The organism is Croceibacterium mercuriale, assembly GCF_000802385.1.
Taxonomy (GTDB): domain Bacteria; phylum Pseudomonadota; class Alphaproteobacteria; order Sphingomonadales; family Sphingomonadaceae; genus Croceibacterium; species Croceibacterium mercuriale.
The window spans coordinates 418,397-441,308 of sequence record NZ_JTDN01000002.1 but is presented as its reverse complement, the minus strand read 5'-3'; the positions used below and the strand labels follow the sequence as shown (position 1 = coordinate 441,308).

The following is a 22,912-nucleotide window of genomic DNA, read 5'->3' as shown; positions in this document are numbered from 1 at the left end:
CGGTTCAGCCGATCAGAAGCGGAAGCGCGCGCCCACGAAGTAACGCGGCTTCAGCTCCGACGCGAAGAACATCTGCCGTTCGCTGCGGCCGTAGGTGCGGACCGTCGCGCTCAGCAGGTTGATCGCCTCGAACGAGACCGAAACGTTCTCGGTCACGTCGTAGCTGGTGGCCAGGTCCAGCGTGCCGAACGCCTTGGTGAACACGGGGTTGCGGTTGGTGCCGCCCCGGTTCAGGCCCGACAGGAAGCTGTCGCGCCAGTTGTAGGCGATCCGGCCGGAGAAGCCGTACTTCTCGAAGATGCCGGTCACGTTCAGCGTGTCCGACAGGCCGATCAGCGCGAACTGGTCGACGCCGATCGGGGCACCGCGATCCGCACCCACGTCGCCATTGACGTTGGTGTAGGAGGCGGAGACGCCGAAGCCGCTATCCCCGAAGAAGTGCTGTCCCTGCACTTCGAAGCCGTAGATGTTGGCCGCCTGGTTGTTGATCGGCGTGGTCACCTGGAAGTCGAACAGCGGATCGGTGGCATTGGCGGTGACGTCGAACTGGGCCAGGATCGCATCGGCATAGGCCTGGTTGAGGTTCCCGTTGACGACGTTCGCCTGGAACTCCGCCGTGGCGGGCGCCAGCTGGCCATTGTACTTGTCCAGCAACGCGGTCAGCGTGAACAGCTGCACCTCGCTTGCATCCAGACCCAGTCGCTGCAGCTCGGTCAGCGCCGTGCCCGAACGGGTGCCGGGTGCGCCACTGGTGGGATCGCGCAGGCCGAACAGCGGCTGCACGACCGTGCCCGAACCCACGAAGTTGTTCACCCGCTTGGCAAAGAAGCCGAACGAGACGTAGCTCGACCGGTCGTAATACCACTCCAGCGACACGTCGATGTTGTCGGACAGCAGCGGACGCAGGCTGGGGTTGCCCGTTCCGCCCGTGGCCTGCCCGTCCAGCGCGATCGGCCGACCCGGTGCGCCTGCCGTGGTGGAGGCGAACAGGTTGCCGTAATCCGGCCGCGCCAGGGTGCGGCTGTAGGATACGCGGGCGACCACATCGTCCATCGGCTCCAGCTGGAAGTCGATCGACGGCAGCAGGTTGTTGTACTCGCCTTCCGCGACGATGTTCTGCAGATCGTTGCCGACCCGCACGCTGAAGTCGTTGTCGGACGTCCAGACGATGGCGGTCGGGATGGCCTGCTGCGCCACCGATTCCACCTTGGTGTTTTCCCACCGGACGCCGGCGGTGATCTTGGCATCACGCCCGCCGATGTCGAAGTTGAGGGTGGTCTGCGCATAGACCGCCAGGATCTTCTCCGACACTTCGTCGAACTGGTTGGCGGTGACGGACGGCTGGTTGCCGGTCGTCGGTGCCTGGATGCCGGCGACGAGCGGCTGGTTGTCCTGCGCATAGATCGGCGAGAACAGGTTCAGCAGGTCGACCGCATTGCCGCGGAACGAGATGTCGTTGTCGGTCGCGTTGAACTTGCTGTACTTGCAGCCCTGGCAGAACTGCTCGACCAGGTCGCCCGCAAGGGCGGCGATGTCGCCGGCCTGCGTGATGCCCCAGTTGCCCAGGATCTGCTCGGTCTGCTGCCGCTCGCTGGTCATCTTGGCGTCGATATAGGTTGCGCCCAGATCGAAGCGGTCGCCATCGCCGAAGTCCCAGCCCAGGTCGGCGCGCAGCTGGTTGACCCGCTGTTCCTGGCGGGAGGCGTTCGTGCGTCCGACCTGCGAGCCGAGATCGCCGATATCCAGCACGCCGTTGCGGTTGCCCGCCGCGTCGTTCAGCGTCCAGCGCTGCGACGGGATGTCACCCGTGTGATCGGCCGAATGGCCGTCCACCACCGGCGCGCCCATGCTGAACAGCGTGGAGCTGGCGCCATTGGGGGCATCGGGGTTCGTCTCGGACTTGGAATGGTTGCCGTCCAGGCTCAGCGTCAGGCCTTCGGCCAATTCGTAGGTGGCGTTCAGGCCATAGGATTGCAGCTCGCTCTTGGTGGCGCGGTACTGCTGTTCGAAGCCGATGTCCTTGGTGCCGTAGCGGCGGCCTTCCTCCAGGATCACGGCGGTGCGCACCACCGGGTCATCGTCGAACACGATCCGGTCGAAGGGCGTGTTGAACCAGTTGGTCTGGTCGTTGCGCGCCTCGCTTACGGCGTTCTGCGCATACAGCGCGTCACCGGTGATCGTCAGGCCCTCGACCGGGCGGAACTGCATGGTGAGCGAGCCATTGATGCGCTCGCGCTCGAAGGTGGAGTAGTTGTAGCGGCTGTCGTCGGGAATGCCGACCAGCTGGCTGACGTCGGTCGGCGCGTTCTCCACCACCGTGTCGGCGACGATGGTCGCCACGTCGGAGTAGGGCCGGATGTTCCAGCCATTGACCACGGAGCTGGCCGCGGCGCTCTTGCGCTTCTGGTAGGCGCCGAAGGCGGAAACACCGAAAGTGTCGGCCGGGTTGGACCAGCTGACCACGCCGGTCACTTCGGGCGTGACGCTGAAGCCGTCGCGGCTCGCATCATACAGCCCCTTGCCGCCGATCGAACCGCGCAGGCCTTCCGCCGCACCTTCCAGCGGACGCTGCGTGACCACGTTGATGGAGGCGCCGATGCCGCCGGTCGGCACCGCGGCGCGGCCGGTCTTGTACACTTCCAGCCGGGTCACGCCTTCCGACGCCAGGTTCTGGAAGTCGAACGAGCGGCTGGTGGCGCGGCCGAAATCGACGGAGGCGTCGCCGCCGACCGTGTTGACGTCGGTGGTCGCCAGCTGGCGGCCATTGATCGTCACCAGGTTGAAGGACGGACCGAAGCCGCGGACGGTGACCTGCGAACCTTCGCCGTTGCGGCGGTCGATCGACACGCCGGGGATGCGCTGCAGCGATTCGGCCAGGTTGGTGTCGGGGAACTTGCCGATATCCTCGGCAGAGATGGCATCGACCACGCCCACGGAATTGCGCTTGATCGCGGCGGCTGCCTCCAGGCTGGCGCGCACGCCGGTGACGATGATCTCGTCGCCGCTGGCCGGGCCGTCATCGCCGCGCGCGGCGGGGTTGCCGGTCGGCAGGGCGCCGACACCTTGCGTACCGGTCTCGGTCTCGCTGCCGGGCTGCGGATTGCTCGGCGATCCGGTCTGCTGCGCCACTGCCGGCGTCACGACAATCGCGGTAGATAGCGCTAACATGGACGCGGATAGTGTCAGCTTGGAAACAGCAAAAGCCCTCATGGGGTGGTCCTCTCCTCTCGCTCGCGCTTCAGGCGCCAGTCGGTATGGCCGTGTGGATCCGGCTTGGTTCGAGAGCTAGCTTCTATCGGGCGAGTGTCAACGACCTTTTCGGCAGCCTGATAACGTTACCCTGCAGTGATGCAGCAAAGCCACGCAATCGATTGCGGAACATCAATCCTTTGCATGCGCTTCTGCTGCCCGCTCCTGCGCCTGCCAGGCGGTGATCGCCGGATCGTCGCGCAGGATCTTCGCTTCCGGATCAATGACATGGCGCGCATCGGCCGATCCCAGATCCAGCATGCCGGTCCCATCCGCCATGGGCGCTACCAGCACGCGGTCGCCCACCTGCACCTCCACCGGCATGGTGAAGGGCAGCGCGCTCGCTGTCTCCCAGCGCAGGCGCAGGCGTGATCCCTGCCGCTCCTCCAGCAGCCGGGGCAGGGCTGCCTGCCGGACATAGGCGTCGAAGAACCAGTCCATCGGCCGGCCCGTCACTTCGCTGACGATCGTTGCGAAATCGGCGGTGGTGCGGCGCACCGGCGCGAAATTGCCGGGGGCGGGGTCGGGCCGGCCATAGACCAGCCGGCGCAGGCTTTCACGGAACGCCGTGTCGCCGATCAGCAGCCGTAGCGTGTGCGTGACCCAGCTGCCCTTGTAATAGATGTCGTTGCCCCAGCCACTCTCCGCATCCAGGTAATCGCCGGTCGCTGCCGGATCGCCCGCCGCCAGCGGCACCCGGCTCAGCACCCGCTTGCGATGGTCCCACAAGGCGACGTCATAGGCCATGCGCCCGTTCTTCCACAGCAGGTAGAGCGGCTGCATGTAGGTATCGAGCCCTTCATGCAGCCACATCTCGCCTTCGGTGGCGTTGGTCATCTGGTTGGCGAACCATTCATGGCCGAACTCGTGCTGCGCCAGCCAGTCATAGCCTTCGGGCGCGCGCTTGTAGCCATTGCCGTAGGCGTTGATGGTCTGGTGCTCCATGCCCAGGTGCGGCGTCTCCGCCAGGCCGACCTTCTCGTCACCCCAGGGATAGGGGCCGACCACGTCCTCGAAGAAGGCGAGATAATCCTGCATCCCGGCGAGCAGGTACTGCACATCCTCCGGCCGGTCGCCGGGCAGGTGCCAGTATTGCACGGGAATGGTGTTGCCATATGCGCTGCGATACTGCGCCTCGGCCAGCCGGTATGGCCCGATCTGCAGGGTGACGCCGTAATTGTTGGGCTGACGCGCCCGCCAATGCCAGGTCGCCCAGCCACCGGCGTGATCTTCGCCGATCAGCACGCCATTGCCCGCGGCGACCAGCCCGTCCGGCACCGTCACGCTCAGGTCCAGCAGTCCGATCCGCTTGGTCGGGTGGTCCAGGCATGGCCAGAACATGTCGCACCCTTCGCCCTGGATGGCGCTGGCGACCCACGGCTGGCCATCGGGCGTGCGCGCCCAGGTGAAGCCGCCATCCCAGGGGGCGCGTTTCGCCACATGGGGCGCGCCGTGCCAGGCGATGCGGATCTGCGCTCGCGACCCGGCGGCCAGTGCCCGGGGGAGGGTGATGGTGAGCAGCCCGGCGGGATTGCTCCAGGCGGCAGGTGCCAGCGCCTGCCCGTCCACGCTGATGCCGCTGATGGCGAAGCGCGGATCGAGGTCGAAGGCCAGCCGGTCCTGCGGCGTGTCGACGGTGACGGTGTAATCCGCCGTGCCGGCCAGGCTGCGGCTTGCCGGATCGACCGTGAAGCCCAGCGCCAGACGGGGCACCTCCATGCTGGCGCGTACGGGATCGAGCGGCAGCCCGCTCTGCGCGGTGCGTTCCGCCACGACATCCTGCGCGGCGATCGCAGGGGAAAGGAGCAGCAGGGCGGAGGCGAGGGCAGGCAGCTTCATCACCCGACCCTAGCGTATCCGCCACAACGAAAAAGGGGTGAGCCGCGGCCCACCCCCCTTCGTCAGCTGCAATGGCGGGCGATCAGTCCTGCTCGCCCTGCTCCTCCGTCGCGTCGGCCGGGCCCGCGGCCTTGGCGCCGCGACGCTTCTTGCCCGGCTTGGCGGCACCCGGCGCGGCCGGCGTCAGTTCGAAGGACAGCTTGTCGTCCTTCAGGCTGACATGCACCTCGCCCCCGCTGGCCAGCTTGCCGAACAGCAGCTCCTCCGCCAGCGGCTGCTTCACCTTGTCCTGGATCAGCCGGGCCATGGGCCGTGCACCCATCAGCTTGTCGTAGCCCTTGATCGCCAGCCATTCGCGCGCATCGGTGTCGAACTGAATATGCACGTTCTGGTCGGTCAGCTGCAGTTCCAGCTGCAGGATGTTCTTGTCGACCACGCGGCTGACGGTCTCCCGCTCCAGGTAATCGAACGGTACGATCGCATCCAGCCGGTTGCGGAATTCGGGGGCGAACATCTTCTTCACCGCCTCTTCCGCCGCCTCCACCCGGGTGCCGGCGCCGAAGCCGATCCCCTGCCTGGCCGCATCGGCGGCACCGGCATTGGTGGTCATGATCAGCACGACATTGCGGAAATCCACCGTCTTGCCGTGATGATCGGTCAGCCGGCCATTATCCATCACCTGCAGCAGGATGTTGAACAGGTCGGGATGCGCCTTCTCGATCTCGTCCAGCAGCAGCACGCAATGCGGATGCTGGTCGATGGCATCGGTCAGCAGCCCGCCCTGGTCATAGCCGACATAACCCGGAGGGGCACCGATCAGCCGGCTGACCGAGTGCCGCTCCATATATTCGGACATGTCGAACCGCTTCAGCTCGATCCCCATGACATTGGCCAGCTGGCGCGCGACCTCCGTCTTGCCGACGCCCGTGGGGCCGGAGAACAGGAAGGAGCCGATCGGCTTGTCCGCATCGCGCAGGCCCGCACGGGACAGCTTCATGGCGGTGGCAAGCACGTCGATCGCCTTGTCCTGCCCGAACACCACCCGCTTCAGGTCCTTGTCCAGGCTGGCGAGCACGGCCTTGTCGTCGGAACTGACGGACTTGGCCGGGATCCGCGCCATGGTGGCGATGACCTTCTCGATCTCCTTGGCGGTGATCGTGCGCCGGCGGCGGCTGGGCGGCACCAGCATCTGCATGGCGCCGACCTCGTCGATCACGTCGATCGCCTTGTCCGGCAGCTTGCGGTCGTTGATGTAGCGGGCACTCATTTCCACCGCGGTCTTGATCGCATCGGGCGTGTACTTGACCTTGTGGTGCTCCTCGAACGCGGACCGCAGGCCGCGCAGGATCTTGATCGTGTCCTCCACGCTCGGCTCGTTCACGTCGATCTTCTGGAACCTGCGCAGCAGCGCACGATCCTTCTCGAAGTGGTTGCGGAACTCCTTGTAGGTGGTCGACCCGATGCAGCGGATCGCGCCGCTGGACAGCGCCGGCTTCAGCAGGTTGGACGCATCCATCGCCCCGCCGCTGGTCGCGCCCGCGCCGATCACCGTGTGGATCTCGTCGATGAACAGCACCGCTTCCGGCATCTTCTCCAGCTCGGACACGACCTGCTTCAGCCGCTCCTCGAAATCGCCGCGGTACCGCGTGCCGGCCAGCAGCGCGCCCATGTCCAGGCTGTAGATGACCGCGTCCTGCAGCACCTCGGGCACCTCGCCCTCCACGATCTTGCGCGCCAGACCTTCGGCGATGGCGGTCTTGCCCACGCCGGGATCGCCCACATACAGCGGGTTGTTCTTGGACCGGCGGCACAGGATCTGGATCGTGCGGTCCACTTCGGGCCCGCGTCCGATCAGCGGGTCGACCTTGCCGTCCAGCGCCTTCTTGTTGAGGTTGACGGTGAACTGGTCGAGCGCGGATTCCTTCTTGTTCTTTTCCGGCTTCTCCTCGCCCTTGGCATCACGCTCCTGCCCGGTGCCGGTCGGCTGGCGGCCTTCGACCGGCTTGCCGCCCTTGCCGATGCCGTGGCTGATGAAGCTGACCGCATCCAGCCGGCTCATGTCCTGCTGCTGCAGGAAATACACGGCGTAGCTGTCCCGTTCGGAGAACAGCGCGACCAGCACGTTGGCGCCGGTCACGACATCCTTGCCGCTGGACTGCACATGCAGGATCGCGCGCTGGATCACCCGCTGGAACCCGGCGGTCGGCTGCGGGTCGGCGTCGTCCTCCGTCTTCAGGCTCTGATATTCCTGGTCCAGGTACTGGCGCACCACATTGCCCAGCTCGCCCAGCTCCACGCCGCAGGCCCGCATCACCTCCGATGCTTCCGGGTCGTTCACCAGTGCGAGCAGCAGGTGTTCCAGCGTCGCATATTCATGGCTCCGCTCGGTCGCGTTCTGCAGCGCCGTGTGAAGGGTCTTCTCGAGGTTCTGGGCGAAACTAGGCATAGAAGGGGTGCTTTCGTGCGTGGGTGCGGTCCGAAGGTCGGCGAAGGGAATGAAGCGGGCGTGAATTCCCCGGTCGGGGCCACCCGTGCCTGCGCGCGCACTCGCCTCTGGGCGCCGCGGGGTCGTTGTTGGTAATGCGGGATATGGGGCTCGGAAGCGCCGATGCAAAGTGGGCCGGGGCGGGGCCGCGCCCCATCAGTCTTCTCGTCTCTGGCTGAAGATCGATTCCGCCAGCCGCCGGTGATCGGCGGCCCTGTCGGCATGGGCCCGCACCCGCGCGATCTCCGCCTCCAGCGCGGTGATGCGCGCGGTCAGTTCATCCTGCGAGTAGGTGTCGAGCGGCTCGCCGGCCAGCTGGCTGGCATGCCCCAAGGGATGCCTGGGGCCGCGGAGCAGGGGGCTCTCGTCGTCCATTGCATCGCAGCATCCGCCTCCCTCCGCTTGCTGTCAATGGTGCGAATCCCTAGCTTTGTGAATTGACCCGCCACCAAGGAATGGCCGCGCATGAACCTGCAATTGCCTGAAAACATGACGGCTATCGCCATCGATCACGCCGCGGGCGGCGGGCCGGAGGCGCTGGTGCCCACGACCATGCCGGTGCCGCAGCCCGGCGCCGGGCAGGTGCTGATCCGGGTGGCCCATGCCGGCGTGAACCGGCCGGACGTGCTGCAGCGGCGCGGCATGTACCCGCCGCCGCCCGGTGCGTCCGAAATACCCGGGCTGGAGGTCGCCGGCACGATCGTGGCGCTGGGCGAAGGCGCCGATCCCGCGCTGCATGGTCAGCAGGTCTGCGCGCTGCTGTCAGGCGGCGGCTATGCCGAATATGTGCTGACCGACGCCGCGCTGTGCCTGCCCGTGCCCGCCGGCCTGTCGCTGGCGGAGGCGGCCGCGCTGCCGGAGACCCTCTTCACCGTGTGGCATAACGTCTTCCAGCGTGGCGCCGCGCAATCGGGGGAACGGCTGCTGGTGCATGGCGGCACCAGCGGCATCGGCACCATGGCGACGATGCTGGGCGCACTGAAGGGTCTGGAAGTGTTCGTCACCTGCGGCAGCGACGACAAATGCGCGGAGGCGCTGGAGATCGGCGCCGACCACGCGATCAACTACCGCGCCGCCGACTTCGTGGAGCGGGTGCTCAGCCTGACGGAGGATGCGGGCGTCCACCTGGTGCTGGACATGGTCGCCGGCAGCTACACGCAGCGCAACCTGGACTGCCTGGCCCCCGATGGCCGGCTGGTCACCATCGCCACGCTGGGCGGCGCGAAGGCGGAGGTGAACATGGCGGGCGTTATGGTGAAGCGGCACACCCTGACCGGCTCCACCCTGCGCGCCCGCCCGGCCGCGTTCAAGGCGGCGCTGGCGGCCGATGTGCTGGCGCAGGTCTGGCCTTTCGTGGCCGATGGATCCTTGCGTCCGGTAACCGACGAAAGCTTCCCGCTGGCCGACGCGGCAGGGGCGCACCGCCGGATGGAGGCGGGCGATCACATCGGCAAGATCGTGCTGGACGTGGCCACCTGAAACGTCGCGGTCACACAGTCCCGGAAGTGACCGCAAACTGGCCGCACGCTGTCACACAAGCGTGGCACCCCACGCCGCATGGACGATGCAGCGTGGGGGGCGACGATGTTCGATACCTATCTCGATGCCGATGTCGGCAATGCCGACGTGCTCAGGATGTTTCCGGCCCTGAACATCGATGGGGTGCCGGACCCGGTGGAGCCTGGAGACCGGCGCCGGTATCGCACCATCTGGATCAGCGACGTGCATCTGGGCACCCGCGGCTGCAATGCCGCCATGCTGCTCGACTTCCTTGACCGCACGGACAGCGACACGTTGTACCTGGTTGGCGACATCATCGACGGCTGGCGGCTCAAGAAGCGGTTCTTCTGGCCCGCCGCCCATAACGAGGTGGTGCGCCGCATCCTGGCCCGTGCACGGCGCGGCACCCGGGTCGTGTACATTCCCGGCAACCATGACGAGATGTTCCGCCAGTTCACCGGCATGAGCTTCGGCGGCGTGGATATCCGCCGCGCCGCGTTCCACACCACCGCAGACGGGCGCCGCCTGCTGGTGACGCATGGCGACGAGTTTGACGCGGTGATGCTGGCCCATCGCTGGCTCGCCTTCGTGGGCGACACCCTCTACGGCCTGACCATGGAGCTGAACCGCTGGACCAACGCGGTCCGCCGGCGGCTGGGCATGCCCTACTGGTCGCTCAGCAAGATGGCCAAGCACAAGGTCAAGAACGCGGTCGAGTTCATCTCCCGCTACGAGGAAGTGGTCGCCCGTGCCGCGCGCGACCGGGGCGTGGACGGGGTGGTCTGCGGCCATATCCACACGGCGGAGTTCCGCACGATCGACGGCGTCGAATACTGGAACGATGGCGACTGGGTCGAAGGTTGCAACGCGCTGGTCGAACATGCGGACGGCCGCATGGAGATCCTGCACTGGGCGGATGAAATGGCCGCCCGCGCCGGGGCGCAGGACAGCGCGCCCGGGCCTGCCACCATCACCCGGCTGCGCGCGGCCTGAGGCGGGGCGGGTGCGGATCGCACTGGTCACCGATGCCTGGGCGCCGCAGGTCAACGGCGTGGTCCGCACGCTGGCGGCGGTAACCGCGCAACTGCGCAGCCGGGGGCACGAGGTGGGGGTGATCTCGCCCGACATGTTCCGCTCCGTCCCGTGCCCGACCTATCCGGAAATCCGCCTGGCCATGACCGGCGCGGGGCGCGTCGGCCGCCTGCTGGACGAATTCGATCCGGACGCGCTGCACCTCAGCACCGAAGGGCCGCTGGGCTGGGCCGCGCGCGGCTGGTCGGTGCGGCGGGGGCGGGCGTTCACCACCGCCTACCACACGCAGTTCCCCGACTACCTGGCCCGCCGCACCGGCCTCGATGCGCGGCTGTTCTGGCCCTATGTGCGCCACTTCCACCGTCCGGCCGCCGGCATCATGGTGGCGACCGGCACGATTCGGGACCAGCTGCACGCGCACGGGCTGACGCAGGTGCGGCCCTGGGGCCGCGGCGTCGACCTGGCCGCCTTCGGTCCCGACGTCGCCCCGCCCGACCTGTTCTTCGACCTGCCGCGCCCGATCCAGCTCTATGTCGGGCGGGTCGCGCCGGAAAAGAACGTGGAGGCGTTCCTGGCCAACACCCATCCGGGCAGCAAGGTGGTGGTGGGCGACGGCCCCGCGCTGGCCCGGTTGCAGGCGCAGTTCCCGCACGCCCTGTTCCTGGGCAAGCAGAGCGGCGCGGCCCTGGCCGCCTGCTATGCCGGGGCAGATGTGCTGGTGTTTCCCAGCCGCACCGACACGTTCGGGCTGGTCATGATCGAGGCGCTGGCCTGCGGCACGCCGGTCGCCGCCTACCCGGTGGCGGGCCCGGTTGACGTGCTGACGCCCGCCAGCGGAGCTATGGCGACCCGGCTGGAGGATGCGATCGCCGCTGCCCTTGCGCTCGATCGCGGGGATTGCCTGGCCCATGGCCGCACCTTCACCTGGTCCGCCAGCGCCGACCAGTTCCTGCACGCGCTGGAGCCGGCCGCCGCGGCCCATGACGGCACGAAACGGCCTGCTTTCGCCTGATCTTCTTGCCGATCGCATCCATAGGGGCTACATCTGCTGCAATACGGCCGCTCCGCGATGGGGCGGCCCTTTGTTTATCGAGCGGAGAGCCGACGTGGCCCAGCCCACCCCCCTGATGCCCCATGCGACCGCCAGCTGGCTGGTCGACAACACCGCATTGAGCTTCGAGCAGATCTCGGAATTCTGCGGGCTGCACATCCTGGAAGTGCAGGCCATGGCGGACGATCTGACCAGCACGAAATATACCGGCCGCGATCCGGTGCATTCGGGCGAACTGACCCATGCGGAAATCGAGAAGGGCCAGGCCGACCCGGAATACCGGCTGAAGATGCATCGCGCGCCGGTGGATGTCAGCCGCACCAAGGGGCCGCGCTACACCCCCGTGTCGAAGCGGGCGGACAAGCCCGACGGCATCGCCTGGATCATCCGCAACCATCCGGAGATCAGCGATGCGCAGATCGGCAAGCTGATCGGCACCACCCGCACCACGATCACCGCGATCCGCGAACGCAACCACTGGAACATCAGCAACATCACGCCGAAGGATCCGGTGACGGTGGGCCTGTGTTCGCAGCGCGAACTGGACGCGGCCGTTGCCCGCGCGGGCAAGAACCTGCCGCAGGATGCCGAGACGGACGAGGGCGCCGAGCCTGCCGTGCAGCCGCGTGACGATCGCGCCATCCTGATCCAGGAACTGCGCGCCGAACGCGATGCCGCCAGCCGCGCCGCATCCGAAGCCGCGCAGGAGGCCGAGGCCGAGGCATGGCTGGAAGCACGCCGCACGGCCGACGCCGGCGAAGCCTGACATACCGGCCGGGGGCGGTCCGTGCCGCCCCCGCCTGCAATTACATGTACTTCATCTCGATGGTGATCGGCTTCACCTCGCCCGCGGCCACCGGGAAGGCGGTGCGGGTGTAGCTGGGCCGACCCAGGTTGAAGATGTTGATGGACGGGTTGTTGCTCATGCCCCCGCCATCCGTCCTCAGGTCGGTCCGGCCATTGCCGTTGATGTCATGCCGCACCGCAATGGCATAGGTGCCGGCGATCGGCACGGGCATGCACACCTGCATCCGGCCGGCGCGTGCGGGCAGCTGGATCCGGTTGACCCAGCGGCCGCGCTCCAGCCAGTCCGCCTTGATGCCGCGATACAGCTGTACCCGCAGCGTGCCGCCGTTCTGCTTTACGCCATCGATCGTGACATACACCGCCGGCCCGCGCCCCGCACGACAGGCGGCGGGATTGTGCGCGATCTCGTTGCGAAACTGCGCATGCGCAGGAACAGTCGTGCCGGCCAGCAGGGCAGCAGAAACGAACGCGGCAATGGATATGCGACGGGCAGGGCTGGAAGAGGTCAAGCTAAGGATTCCGTAAACAGCTGGCGTGATAGGCCCGCGCACAGATGGTATCGCGGCAGACCAAGGCTTGGTGAGCGGGTAGTTATTGCCGCAGGAGCGGTGAACTCGTGCTTAATCGTGTATTCTTCCTATGGGCAGGGCAAGCCGCGCGTTCTACGGTGCCGACGCGCGTGGCGTCTCCACACAGGCGCGACATGACAGGCGGAGCGAAAGGATTCGTGGACTCGAGTAACCGTTTTGCGACCTGGCCGGCCACCCTGCCGCATGTGACAGTGGTGATCCCGGCGTGGAACATGGGCCGTTACGTGGCGCGTTCCATTGCCAGCGCGCTGGCGCAGACCTGGCCCGCGCTGGACGTGCTGGTGGTGGATGACGGATCGACCGACGACACCCGCGCCATTGCGGAGGCGATTGCCGCACGCGATTCGCGGGTCACCGTGCACAGCTTCCCCAATGGCGGCGTGGCGCGGGCGCGCAACCGCGGCACCGAACTGGCCACGGGTACCTGGGTTGCCTTCCTGGATGCGGACGATCTGTGGCATCCGACCAAGATCGAAAAGCAGCTGACCGCGCTGCAGACCCATCCGCCGGAAGAAGGCTGGGTCGGCTGCTACGCCCTGTTCCGCATGGTGGACGATCACGACCGGGTGATCGCCAGCGGTTATGGCGCGGGCAAGCGCGGTTCGTTCTTCTACGATCACCTGCTGGTCAACCATGTGGGCAACGGCTCCAGCCTGCTGGTGCTGCGGGAAGCGGCGCTGGCGGTGGGGGGCTTCGATCCGTCCTATGCGGAGGCCAGGATCGGCGGCAGCGAGGACTTCGATTTCCAGCTGCGCCTGCTGATGCGCTACAAGCTGGAATATGTGCCCGAATATCTGGTTGGCTACCGGCTGCATGCGGCGCAGATGTCGGCCGACCAGACCCGGATGGCGCTGGGCCATATCGCGGTGGTGGAACGGTTCGTCCATGCGGCGCAGCTGGACGGGCGGCAGGCGCAGTTCGCGCTGGTGGCGGCCAACCGCAACGCGGCCGTGGCCTTTGCGCGCTCCGGCGACTGGGCCAATGCCCGCCGCGCCGCGCGCAAATTGTGGGGCGACGACCGCTCCGCCGCGCTGATGTTCGCGGCCGACCGGTTCAGCTTCGCCGCCCGCCGCGGCCTGGCGCGGCTGGGCCATCGCTGGGGCAGCCACGCCCGGCTGAAAAGCCGCAGCTGGGTGTTCGGGGAATGTGACCCGCTGCCCGGCATCCTGCCCGATGGTCGCCAGGCCCGCCCCGGATCGCCGCTCTACCCCGCCCCGCTCGACAGCCCGCAAGGCCCCCTGGCGGAGGACGAGGTGGAAGAGCCGGACGAGGACGAGGCCGAGGATTGAAGGGCTATCCTGCCTTTACCGCCCGCAGGGTGACCACCATCGGGTAGGCGGTGTCCGCCTGCTCCAGCCAGTCGGTCCGCACCTCCTCCTGCGCCAGGCCATGCAGGAAGCAGGTGGCGGCATAGACGTTGCCCTCGACCCGCAGCGTCATGTTCTCCGCCCCGAACAGGCCCTCGAACATGCGGGTGACGCTGGACCCGGTCAGCGACCAGAACCAGTTCGCGCCCCATTCGCCCCGGTCGACGCTGCTGGTGCCCGGCACCGTCAGCAGCAGCACGCCGCCCGGCTTCAGCGCCCGGTACAGTTCGGCCGCCGCGGCCGGCATGTCCCACACCAGCATCAGCGTCTGCGTCAGCACCATGCAGTCGAACGCATCGGCCGGCAGCAGACCGGGCTGGCCCAGATCGCCCACGATGGTCGCCTCCGGGTTCTCGGCGTGGGCGTGCAGCACGTCCTGCCGGGTGATCGCGGCGCCGCCGAACTGTTGCGAATAGGCGGCATCCCCCACCTCCAGCACGCGGCCGGTGATGTCGGCGCGGTGCCGGTCCAGAAACCGCTCGATATAGAAGCGGTCGATCGGCGTGCCCCGGTCATAGCCGAAGTTGGGGCTGATCGGCGTCGGCCGGTCCAGGTCGCCCAGATTGGCCCGGCCGGGCTGGGGCGTGCCGGTCAGCCGGCGCTTGACCCGGGCAAAGGCGGCCTGTGGCAGGATACGGCGCGCGGCCCAGGTGGCGGCGGCGATCAGCGATGCAGCGGGGGCGAGACGGGCCATGCGCCACCTTTGCCCGGCAATGCGCGCCGGCGATAGGCCCGCAATGTCCCGCCACGCGGCCAGCGCATAGGCGACCGCCCATTCCCGCCGCCCACGTGCCACCGCCGCGCGGCCCGCCGGGTCCGCCGGCTCATGCCGCGCCTGCACCGCCCACGCCGCCGCCAGCACCCGGGCCGGATCACCCGAAGCATTGGTGCCGTGGATGCGGTATTCCGCCATCAGCCGGACATGGCAGGCCACCGGCCAGCGCAGCGCCAGCCGCAGGAACAGGTCGTAATCCTCGCACTGCCGCAGGGCTTCGTCGAAGCCGCCGGCCTCCAGCAGCTTCGCCCGGTCGAACAGGGCACTGGCGATCATGCCCACGCAATTGGTGCGCAGGAAGGCGAGCCGCGCATCGGGTTCGCAGCGTACCAGCACCGCCGGGGTCAGCGGCCGCCACGCTGCATCCACCCGCCGGTGCGCACCATAGACGAAGGCGGCGGCGGGATGCGCCGTCCGGCACGCCGCCGCCGCGGCCAGCGCGCCGGGCAGCAGCCGGTCATCCGCATCCAGGAACAGCACGGCGTCCCCTGTCGCCGCCCGCGCGCCGCTGTTGCGCGCTGCCGAGGGGCCACGCGCCGCCGGGTGGCGCAGCACCCGCACGCCGGCGCGCTCCGCCACCGCCACGGTGTCGTCGGTGGAGCCGTCATCCACCACGATCACCTCCGCCGGCACGTCCTGCGCCGCCACGCTGGCGATCGCGTCGACCAGCCACGGCGCGGCATTGTACGCCGGAATGACGACGCTGATGCTCACCGCCGCACGCCTTCGCGCAGGCGCCAGGCCAGCCGGCCCAGCGCGGTGTAGCGGTAGGTCCCGGGCCGCAGCCGGTCACGCCACAGCCGCCGGCGCACGGCCCGCTCCACCACGCCGATGCCAGCCTGCCGCAACCAGTCGCGATACCAGTGCAGGAAGAACCGCCGGCGCGCGGCGTAATGCCCGCCGCCGATCATGCCCGCGACGGAACTGCCCGCATGGATGCGGTAATCCAGCCAGACCTCGTGCGAGAACCACACCGGCTGCGTGGCGAAGATCTTGCCGAAGGCGGCGCAATCCTCGAACGATCCGGTGAACTGGTCCTCGAACCCGCCCACGGCAGCAAGCGCATCCCGGCGGACCAGCACGTCGGACGGGCAGGGCGCCCCCGCCGCACCCACCGGATACAGCGCCAGGGCAGCCTCAGGCGGCTTGACCAGACGGTCCTGGACATGCCCGGTCGGGGTCAGCACGTCGGCGCGCCCCTCCCAGCTGCCCCAGTAATTGACCGTGCCCGCAAGCAGCGCGATCCGCGGCTCCGCGCTCACGATCGCCAGCTGCGCGGCCAGCTTGCCCGGGCGCCAGCGATCGTCGGCATCGATGAACGCCACCCATGGCGCCGTCGCATGGGCCAGCCCCAGATTGCGCGCCGCGCTCATCCCGCGATTGCCGCCGCCCGGATGTGCCAGGCAGCGGATGCGGCGGTCATCGGCGGCATAGAATCGCGCCAGCGCCGCGCTGCCATCGGTGGAGCCGTCATCCACCAGCAGCAGTTCCCAGTCGTGATGGTCCTGCCCCAGCACGCTGTCGATCGCCTCGCCCAGGAAGCGTTCGCCGTTCAGGAAGATGCAGATGATCGAGACGGCGGGCACGGCGCGGTTGTAGCCTGCCCGATGCCGTATCGCACCCCTGTTCCCGCTTGTTGCGCCCGGTCGCCAACGGTAAGCGATTCACGCATGAGCACCGCGCCGCTGATCTCGCCTTCCATGCTGTCCGCCGATTTCGCCCGGCTGGGGGAAGAGGTGCGCGCCATCGACGCGGCGGGTGCGGACTGGATCCACCTGGACGTGATGGATGGCCATTTCGTGCCCAACCTCACCTTCGGCCCGATGGTGGTGCAGGCGATGCGGCCCCACAGTGCCAAGACCTTCGACGTGCACCTGATGGTCAGCCCGGTGGATCTGTGGATCGAACCCTTCGCCAAGGCCGGGGCCGACTACATCACCGTGCATCCGGAAGCCGGCGCCCACACCCACCGCACGGTGCAGGCGATCCGCGCGGCGGGCGCGAAGCCCGGCATCTCGCTCAATCCCGCGACGCCCGCCAAGATGCTGGACTACCTGATCGACGACATCGACCTGGTGCTGGTGATGAGCGTCAATCCCGGCTTCGGCGGGCAGAGCTTCATCACCAGCCAGCTGAAGAAGATCGAGGCGATCCGCAAGATGATCGACCGGACCGGCCGCGATATCCGGCTGGAGGTCGATGGCGGGGTGAACCCCGTGACCGCGCGCCAGTGCGTGGCCGCCGGCGCGGATGTGCTGGTCGCCGGCAGCGCGGCCTTCGCCGGGGGGCCGGACCGCTATGCCGCCAACATTGCCGCATTGCGCGGGGACGGGCAGGCCTGACGCCATGACCGGGGAGGGCGGCGCAGGGCAGGGGCACGATCCGCGCAACCGTTTCCTGCGCCCGCGGGAGCCCGAACCCGACGAACCGGTCGCGGCGCCGGAACCCGTTGCCGAGGCGCCCGCGCCGAAGTTCAGGCGCCTGCGTCGGCCCAGGGCGGAGCCGGTGGCGGTGCCACTCCCCGAAGCGGCGGCGGCACCGGCACCCGAGCCCGAGCCGGCGCCAACACCACCGCCCCCGCCACCACCGGCGCCGCGTCCGATCCCCCGGCCCGCCCCGGCGGACCAGCCGCAGCTGGAGGATACGCTGCCGCCCGTTTCCTTCGTGCCGGAGGTGCATGCGGGGGAGAAGCTGCTGCGCGTGGCCTATCGCATGGGCCTGTCGGGCAGCACCCTGTCGCGCCCGTTCGGCCGGCCGCTGCGCCCGCGCCTGCTGGCCACGGTCGAAAGCCCGCTCGCCGGCAACCGCCCCGCCGGGATCGCGCTGCGTGCCGGGCACTTCCTGATCCATGGCGTGCGCACCCCGCTGGCGGAGGTCGACTTCGCTGCCGCCGCGCCGCTGCCGCCGCCACTGGAGCGCGCCGTGCACGGCTTCACCTGGTTGCGCGACCTGGCCGCCGGCGGCACCGCGCAGCAGGGCGCCGCGGTGGCGGAACGGATCCTGCGCGGCTGGCTGGACGCCAACCGGGGCACCAATCGCAAGGGCGCCGGCTGGAGGGTCGGCCATGCCGGCCACCGCCTGCTCGCCTGGCTGGTCCATGCGCCGCTGATCCTGTCCGGCACCGACAAGCCGTTCCGCGGCCGCGTGCTGGCCGCCATCGCCGACCATGCCGCCTGGCTGGACCGGCAGGCAGGCCGCGCGGACAATCCGCTGGAGGCGCTGGCCGGCTGGTGTGCGGTCACCGCCGCCGGCCTGCTGCTGCCCGACGGGCAGCCGCGCCGCCTGCATGGCGAGGCCGGGCTGGGCGAAGCGGTGGGCGAACTGGTCGGCCGCGATGGCGGCGTGCTGTCGCGCAGCCCGCTGGCGCAGATCGAGGCGATCGAACTGCTGGTCGAACTCGCCGCCTGCTACCGCGCGACGCGCCGCCCGCTGCCGCAGCACATTTCCGCCATGCTGCAATTGCTGGTGCCCCCGCTGCTGACCGTGCTGCACACCGATGGCGGGCTGGGCAGCTGGCAGGGCGCCGGCGCGGTTCCCGCATCGCGCATCGCCGCGCTGGTCAGCGCCAGCACGGTGCGCGCCCGTCCGCTGATCGACGCGCGGCAATGGGGCTACCAGCGGATCGAGGCCGGCATCAACGACCGGCAGCGCACCGTGCTGCTGATGGACGCCGCGCCGCCGCCGCTGGCGCGCCATTCGCTATACGGCTGCGCCTCCACCCTGGCGGTCGAATTGTCCGCCGGGCCGCATCGCATCGCCGTCAATTGCGGCGGCGCAGCCTTTGCCGGCGGGCAGGTGCCCACTCGGCTGGAACAGAACCTGCGCGCCACCGCGGCCCATTCCACGCTGGTGCTGGGCGATGCCAACAGCACCGCGGTGAAGGTGGCGGGCAAGCTGGGCGCGGGCGTCAGCGAGGTGGAGGTGGACCGCCGCCGCGCCACCCTGCCTGACGGGCGCGAGGCGGTGCAGGTGGAGGCGAGCCATGACGGTTATGGCGCGCGGCTGGGCCTGGTCCACCGCCGGATCGTGACGCTGAGCGATGACGGCACGCTGGTGCTGGGGGAAGACCGGCTGGAGCCGACGGGACGCAAGGGCCGCCGCGCCAAGGTGCCCTACGGCTTGCGCTTCCACCTGGGTCCGGGGATAGAGCCCGCGCTGCTGCCGGGCGGCGACGGGGCATTGCTGCCCCTGCCCGACGGCACGCAATGGGTGTTCCAGGCGCCCGGGCACCCGCTGATGGTGGATGAAAGCCTGTGGGTCGATGGCGAGGGCCAGCCCCATCCGGTGCAGCAGCTGGTGCTGGAAGGCGCGCTGGAAGGCGCGGGCACGCAGGGCGGGGCGGAGATCGCCTGGCGGTTTGAGAAAGTGAGAATGGCATGAGTGACGTGACGATCAGGCGGGCGCTGCTGTCCGTGTCGGACAAGACCGGGCTGGTGGAACTGGCCAGCCGCCTGGCCAAGGGCGGGGTGGAGCTGGTCTCCACCGGTGGCACCGCCCGCGCGCTGCGCGATGCCGGCCTGCCGGTGCTGGACGTGTCGGATGTGACCGGCTTCCCGGAGATGATGGATGGCCGGGTCAAGACGCTGCACCCGCTGATCCATGGCGGCCTGCTGGCCGTGCGCGACGATCCCGCCCATGCCGCCGCGATGGACGCGCACGATATCGGCGCGATCGACCTGCTGGTGGTCAATCTCTATCCGTTCGAGGCGACCGTGGCGCGCGGTGCCGAACGTGACGAGATCATCGAGAACATCGATATCGGCGGTCCGGCGATGGTCCGCTCGGCCTCCAAGAACCACGCCTTTGTCTCGATCGTCACCGATCCATCCGACTATGCCACGCTGCTGCAGGAACTGGCGGACCATGACGGCGCCACCACGCTGGCCTTCCGCCGGCGCATGGCGGCCAAGGCGTTCGCTGCCACCGCCGCCTATGACGGCATGATCAGCCAGTGGTTCGCCACCGCCGATCAGGGGCAGACCTTCCCCGACATGCTGGCGCTGCCCGCGCGCCGCTTGGCCGAACTGCGTTATGGCGAGAACCCGCACCAGCAGGCTGCGCTTTACGCGCCGCTGGGCGCCGCGACACCGGGACTGGCGCAGGCGGAGCAGGTGCAGGGCAAGGCGCTGTCCTACAACAACTACAACGATGCCGACGCCGCGCTGGAACTGGTGGCCGAATTCGCCGGCGGCGCGCCTGCGGTGGTGATCGTCAAGCATGCCAATCCGTGCGGCGTGGCGCAGGCGGACAGCCTGGCGGCGGCGTGGGAGGCGGCGCTCGCCTGCGATCCGGTGTCGGCCTTTGGCGGCATCGTCGCGGTCAACCGCCCGCTGGACGGCGTGACGGCGCAGGCCATCTGCCAGATCTTCACGGAAGTCGTGATCGCCCCCGCGGCGGATGCGGAGGCGCGCGCCGCCTTCGCCGCCAAGCGGAACCTGCGCATGCTGCTGGTGGACGAATTGCCGGATCCGCGCCGGGCCGGCCTGCTGGTCAAGCCGATCGCCGGCGGCCTGCTGGCGCAGACCCGCGATGGCGGCGCGATCACGGCCGAAGACCTGCAGGTGGTGACCGATCGTGCGCCGACGGACCGGGAACTGGCCGACTGCCTGTTCGCCTGGACCGTGGCGCGCCACGTGAAGTCCAACGCAATCGTCTATGCACGCGATGGCGTCACCGCCGGGATCGGTGCGGGGCAGATGAACCGCAAGGATTCCAGCCGCATCGCCGCCTTGCGCGCAGCCGAGATGGCGGAGATGGCCGGGTGGGACCGGTCGCGCACGATCGGCTCCGCCATGGCGTCCGACGCGTTCCTGCCCTTTGCCGACGGGATCGAGATGGCCGTGGCCGCCGGCGCCACCGCGATCATCCAGCCGGGCGGATCGATCCGCGATGCGGAGGTGATCGCCGCCGCCAACGAAGCGGGCATCGCCATGGTCTTCACCGGCATGCGCCACTTCCGCCACTGACACGAAGAACCCCCGCCCTCCGGTAAGAAGGGCGGGGGTCCCGGGATCGCGACGATCAGTTGCGCGCGGCGCGCACGTCCTCGGTGCTGATCGGGGTGATGCGGATCTCCACCCGGCGGTTGGTCGCGCGGCCTTCCGCCGTGCTGTTGTCGGCCACCGGATACTGCTCGCCATAGCCGACCGCCTCCAGCCGGGCGCGCGACACGCCGCGGCTGACCAGGTAGTTGGCGACCGATTCGGCCCGCCGGCGCGACAGGTCCAGATTGTAGGTGTCGCTGCCGGTCGAATCGGTGTGGCCCATCACGTCCACCAGGCTGTCGGGGTAGCGGATCATGCTCTGCGCCACGCTGTCCAACGCGCTGCGGAAGGACGGGCTGATGGTGGTGCTGTCCACCGCGAAGGTGACTTCGGGCAGGTTGACCAGGATGCCGCTGCCATCGGGCGTCTCGGTCACGTCCACGCCGGTACCGGCGGTCGCCTCGTCCAGCTCGCGGATCTGCTGGTCGATCGTGTTGCCGATCACCGCGCCGCCGATGCCGCCGATGCCGGCGCCCAGGATGCGCCCGGTCTTGCCGCCGATCAGCCCGCCCAGCAGGTAGCCGAGGCCCGCGCCGCCGGCGCCGCCTATCGCCGCGCGGCTGATGCTGCGCTCACCGGTGTTCGGGTCGGTCACGCAGCCGGACAGGCCCAGCAGCGATACGGCCGCCATGCTGGCGATCGCGACACGGGCGAAGCGCCGGTTGCGCGGGCGGGGCGGCTGGTTGTTGGTGATCATCGATGGTGCATCCTTGTCCTGTGGGTTCGCGGCATGGTTGATGCCATGCCGGGCCCTGCGCTTATGTGAACAAACATCATTGTCCGCCGTTCCGCCGCCTACCGGACGCAGGGGCCTCGACTCGGCCTGACGATCTGCTAGCGCTTGGGGTGAAATGTCTCCCTTCCCCTGGTCCGACTTCGCCCTCCTCATCGCCCTGATCCTGCTGAACGGCATCTTTGCCATGAGCGAGCTGGCGATCGTCTCCGCCCGGCCGGCGCAACTGCGCATGGCCGCCGACCGCGGCAGCAGCGCGGCCCGCACCGCGCTGGAGCTGGCGGCCGACCCCGGCAAGTTCCTGTCGACCGTGCAGATCGGCATCACGCTGGTCGGCATCGTCAACGGCGCCATCTCCGGCGCGGCGCTGGGCGGGCCGGTGGGCGAGCGGCTGGAGCTGCTGGGCGTGCCGGCCGACATGGCGGACAATGCCGGCTTCGCCCTGGTGATCGCGGTCACCACCTATCTCAGCCTGATCATCGGCGAGCTGGTGCCCAAGCAGTTCGCACTGCGCGCCTCCGTACCGGTGGCCATGCTGATGGCCCGCCCCATGGCGCTGATCGCCCGGGTCGCCGCGCCGTTCGTCTGGCTGCTCGACAAGTCCTCCTCCATCCTGCTGCGCGTGCTGGGCATGCGGGCCTCGGGCGAATCGGCGCTGACGGCGGAAGAGCTGCAGATGATGTTCACCGATGCCAGCCACCTGGGCGTGATCGGCGAACAGGAACGCACCATCCTGTCGGGCGTGATGCGCCTGAACGAACGCCCCGTGCGCGAACTGATGACCCCCCGGACGGAGCTGGACTGGATCGACCTCAACGCGGACGAGAACGGGATCCGCGCCACCATCGATGCCAGCCCCCATTCCCGCCTGCCGGTGGCGGACGCCACGCCCGACAAGGTGGTCGGCGTGGTCAAGGTGCGCGAAGTGCTGGCCCTGCTGCTGGCGGGCGAGACCGTCCGGCTGGACCAGGTGATGCGCAAGGCGGAGATCGTGCCCGACCAGCTGGACGCGATGGACGCGCTGGGCGTGCTGCAGGCCAGCGGCACCGGCATGGTGCTGGTGCATGACGAATACGGCCATTTCGAAGGCATCGTCACCCCCGCCGACCTGCTCAGCGCCATGGCCGGCGGCTTCGCCAGCCACCAGGACGAAGGCGACCAGCCCCTGCTGACGGAGCGGGCGGACGGGTCGCTGCTGGTGGCGGGGTCGATGTCGGCCGATGCGCTGGCCGAACGGCTGGGCATCGAACTGTCGGACACCCGCGAATTCGGCACGGCGGCCGGCTACATCCTGTGGCTGCTCAAACGCCTGCCGATCGAAGGCGAGACGTGCGAGGACCAGGGCTGGCGGTTCGAGGTGGTCGACATGGACGGCCGCCGGATCGACAAGCTGCTGGTCAGCCAGGTGGTCGCAGGCGAGGCGTAAGGCAGGGCTGCCGG

At 69.0% G+C, this 22,912-nt stretch carries 17 protein-coding genes; 9 read left to right on the top strand and 8 right to left on the bottom strand.

Translation table 11 applies throughout. The features are described 5' to 3' along the window. Positions 1-12: 12 nt before the first annotated feature. The 4 genes from PK98_RS11785 to PK98_RS11770 form a co-directional block, all read right to left on the bottom strand. On the bottom strand, positions 13-3,168 hold the full coding sequence (locus PK98_RS11785; RefSeq protein ID WP_235425496.1) for a TonB-dependent receptor: 3,156 nt from the start codon (positions 3,166-3,168) through the stop codon (positions 13-15). Positions 3,169-3,381: 213 nt separating this feature from the next. After that, positions 3,382-5,088, bottom strand: coding sequence for a M1 family metallopeptidase (locus tag PK98_RS11780; protein ID WP_052208596.1), 1,707 nt, complete (start codon positions 5,086-5,088; stop codon positions 3,382-3,384). Between the two features lie 82 nt (positions 5,089-5,170). Next, entirely contained in the window at positions 5,171-7,534 is a 2,364-nt protein-coding gene (clpA, locus tag PK98_RS11775; protein WP_039097089.1) for an ATP-dependent Clp protease ATP-binding subunit ClpA, read from the bottom strand. A gap of 195 nt (positions 7,535-7,729) precedes the next feature. Then, positions 7,730-7,948, bottom strand: coding sequence for a DUF1192 domain-containing protein (locus PK98_RS11770; RefSeq protein WP_039097088.1), 219 nt, complete (start codon positions 7,946-7,948; stop codon positions 7,730-7,732). A gap of 90 nt (positions 7,949-8,038) precedes the next feature. Here PK98_RS11770 and PK98_RS11765 point away from each other — a divergent pair, with 90 nt between their 5' ends. The 4 genes from PK98_RS11765 to PK98_RS11750 all read left to right on the top strand — a co-directional run bounded on the left by PK98_RS11765 (position 8,039) and on the right by PK98_RS11750 (position 11,922). Next, positions 8,039-9,052, top strand: a complete 1,014-nt coding sequence (locus tag PK98_RS11765; RefSeq protein ID WP_039097087.1) for an NAD(P)H-quinone oxidoreductase — start codon at positions 8,039-8,041, stop codon at positions 9,050-9,052. 156 nt (positions 9,053-9,208) lie between these two features. Then, the gene (locus PK98_RS11760) at positions 9,209-10,066 is read left to right on the top strand and encodes a UDP-2,3-diacylglucosamine diphosphatase (RefSeq protein ID WP_052208790.1); all 858 of its coding nucleotides are present in this window, start codon (positions 9,209-9,211) and stop codon (positions 10,064-10,066) included. A 10-nt stretch (positions 10,067-10,076) separates the two neighbouring features. Next, the gene (locus tag PK98_RS11755) at positions 10,077-11,117 is read left to right on the top strand and encodes a glycosyltransferase family 4 protein (protein ID WP_039097085.1); all 1,041 of its coding nucleotides are present in this window, start codon (positions 10,077-10,079) and stop codon (positions 11,115-11,117) included. Between the two features lie 94 nt (positions 11,118-11,211). Next, positions 11,212-11,922, top strand: coding sequence for a cell cycle transcriptional regulator TrcR (locus tag PK98_RS11750; protein ID WP_039097084.1), 711 nt, complete (start codon positions 11,212-11,214; stop codon positions 11,920-11,922). A 40-nt stretch (positions 11,923-11,962) separates the two neighbouring features. On the opposite strand, the gene PK98_RS11745 is transcribed toward PK98_RS11750, so the two are convergent. Then, complete coding sequence (locus tag PK98_RS11745) at positions 11,963-12,472, bottom strand: DUF2141 domain-containing protein (protein WP_039097083.1); 510 nt, start codon at positions 12,470-12,472, stop codon at positions 11,963-11,965. Positions 12,473-12,690: 218 nt separating this feature from the next. Here PK98_RS11745 and PK98_RS11740 point away from each other — a divergent pair, with 218 nt between their 5' ends. Beyond that, entirely contained in the window at positions 12,691-13,842 is a 1,152-nt protein-coding gene (locus tag PK98_RS11740) for a glycosyltransferase family 2 protein (protein WP_161792439.1), read from the top strand. A gap of 4 nt (positions 13,843-13,846) precedes the next feature. Here the strand turns inward: PK98_RS11740 and PK98_RS11735 are convergent, their stop codons facing one another. Continuing rightward, positions 13,847-15,409, bottom strand: a complete 1,563-nt coding sequence (locus PK98_RS11735) for a glycosyltransferase (protein ID WP_052208592.1) — start codon at positions 15,407-15,409, stop codon at positions 13,847-13,849. Beyond that, a complete protein-coding gene (locus PK98_RS11730) occupies positions 15,406-16,281 on the bottom strand; it encodes a glycosyltransferase family 2 protein (RefSeq protein ID WP_039097081.1) in 876 nt (291 codons plus the stop codon). Before PK98_RS11730 ends, PK98_RS11735 begins: the two co-directional genes overlap by 4 nt. Positions 16,282-16,365: 84 nt before the next feature. Between PK98_RS11730 and rpe the strand changes: the two genes are divergently transcribed. From rpe to purH, 3 genes are read left to right on the top strand one after another with little or no spacing between them, the layout of a single operon-like run. After that, on the top strand, positions 16,366-17,037 hold the full coding sequence (gene rpe / locus PK98_RS11725; RefSeq protein ID WP_039097080.1) for a ribulose-phosphate 3-epimerase: 672 nt from the start codon (positions 16,366-16,368) through the stop codon (positions 17,035-17,037). 4 nt (positions 17,038-17,041) lie between these two features. After that, positions 17,042-19,075: a heparinase II/III family protein gene (locus tag PK98_RS11720; protein ID WP_052208590.1), complete on the top strand. Its 2,034-nt coding sequence runs from the start codon at positions 17,042-17,044 to the stop codon at positions 19,073-19,075. After that, the gene (gene purH, locus PK98_RS11715) at positions 19,072-20,661 is read left to right on the top strand and encodes a bifunctional phosphoribosylaminoimidazolecarboxamide formyltransferase/IMP cyclohydrolase (protein WP_039097079.1); all 1,590 of its coding nucleotides are present in this window, start codon (positions 19,072-19,074) and stop codon (positions 20,659-20,661) included. Before PK98_RS11720 ends, purH begins: the two co-directional genes overlap by 4 nt. A 55-nt stretch (positions 20,662-20,716) precedes the next feature. Here the strand turns inward: purH and PK98_RS11710 are convergent, their stop codons facing one another. Beyond that, positions 20,717-21,436, bottom strand: coding sequence for an OmpA family protein (locus tag PK98_RS11710; protein ID WP_052208588.1), 720 nt, complete (start codon positions 21,434-21,436; stop codon positions 20,717-20,719). A gap of 154 nt (positions 21,437-21,590) precedes the next feature. Here PK98_RS11710 and PK98_RS11705 point away from each other — a divergent pair, with 154 nt between their 5' ends. Further along, the gene (locus PK98_RS11705; RefSeq protein WP_039097078.1) at positions 21,591-22,898 is read left to right on the top strand and encodes a hemolysin family protein; all 1,308 of its coding nucleotides are present in this window, start codon (positions 21,591-21,593) and stop codon (positions 22,896-22,898) included. The last annotated feature ends 14 nt before the right edge of the window (positions 22,899-22,912 follow it).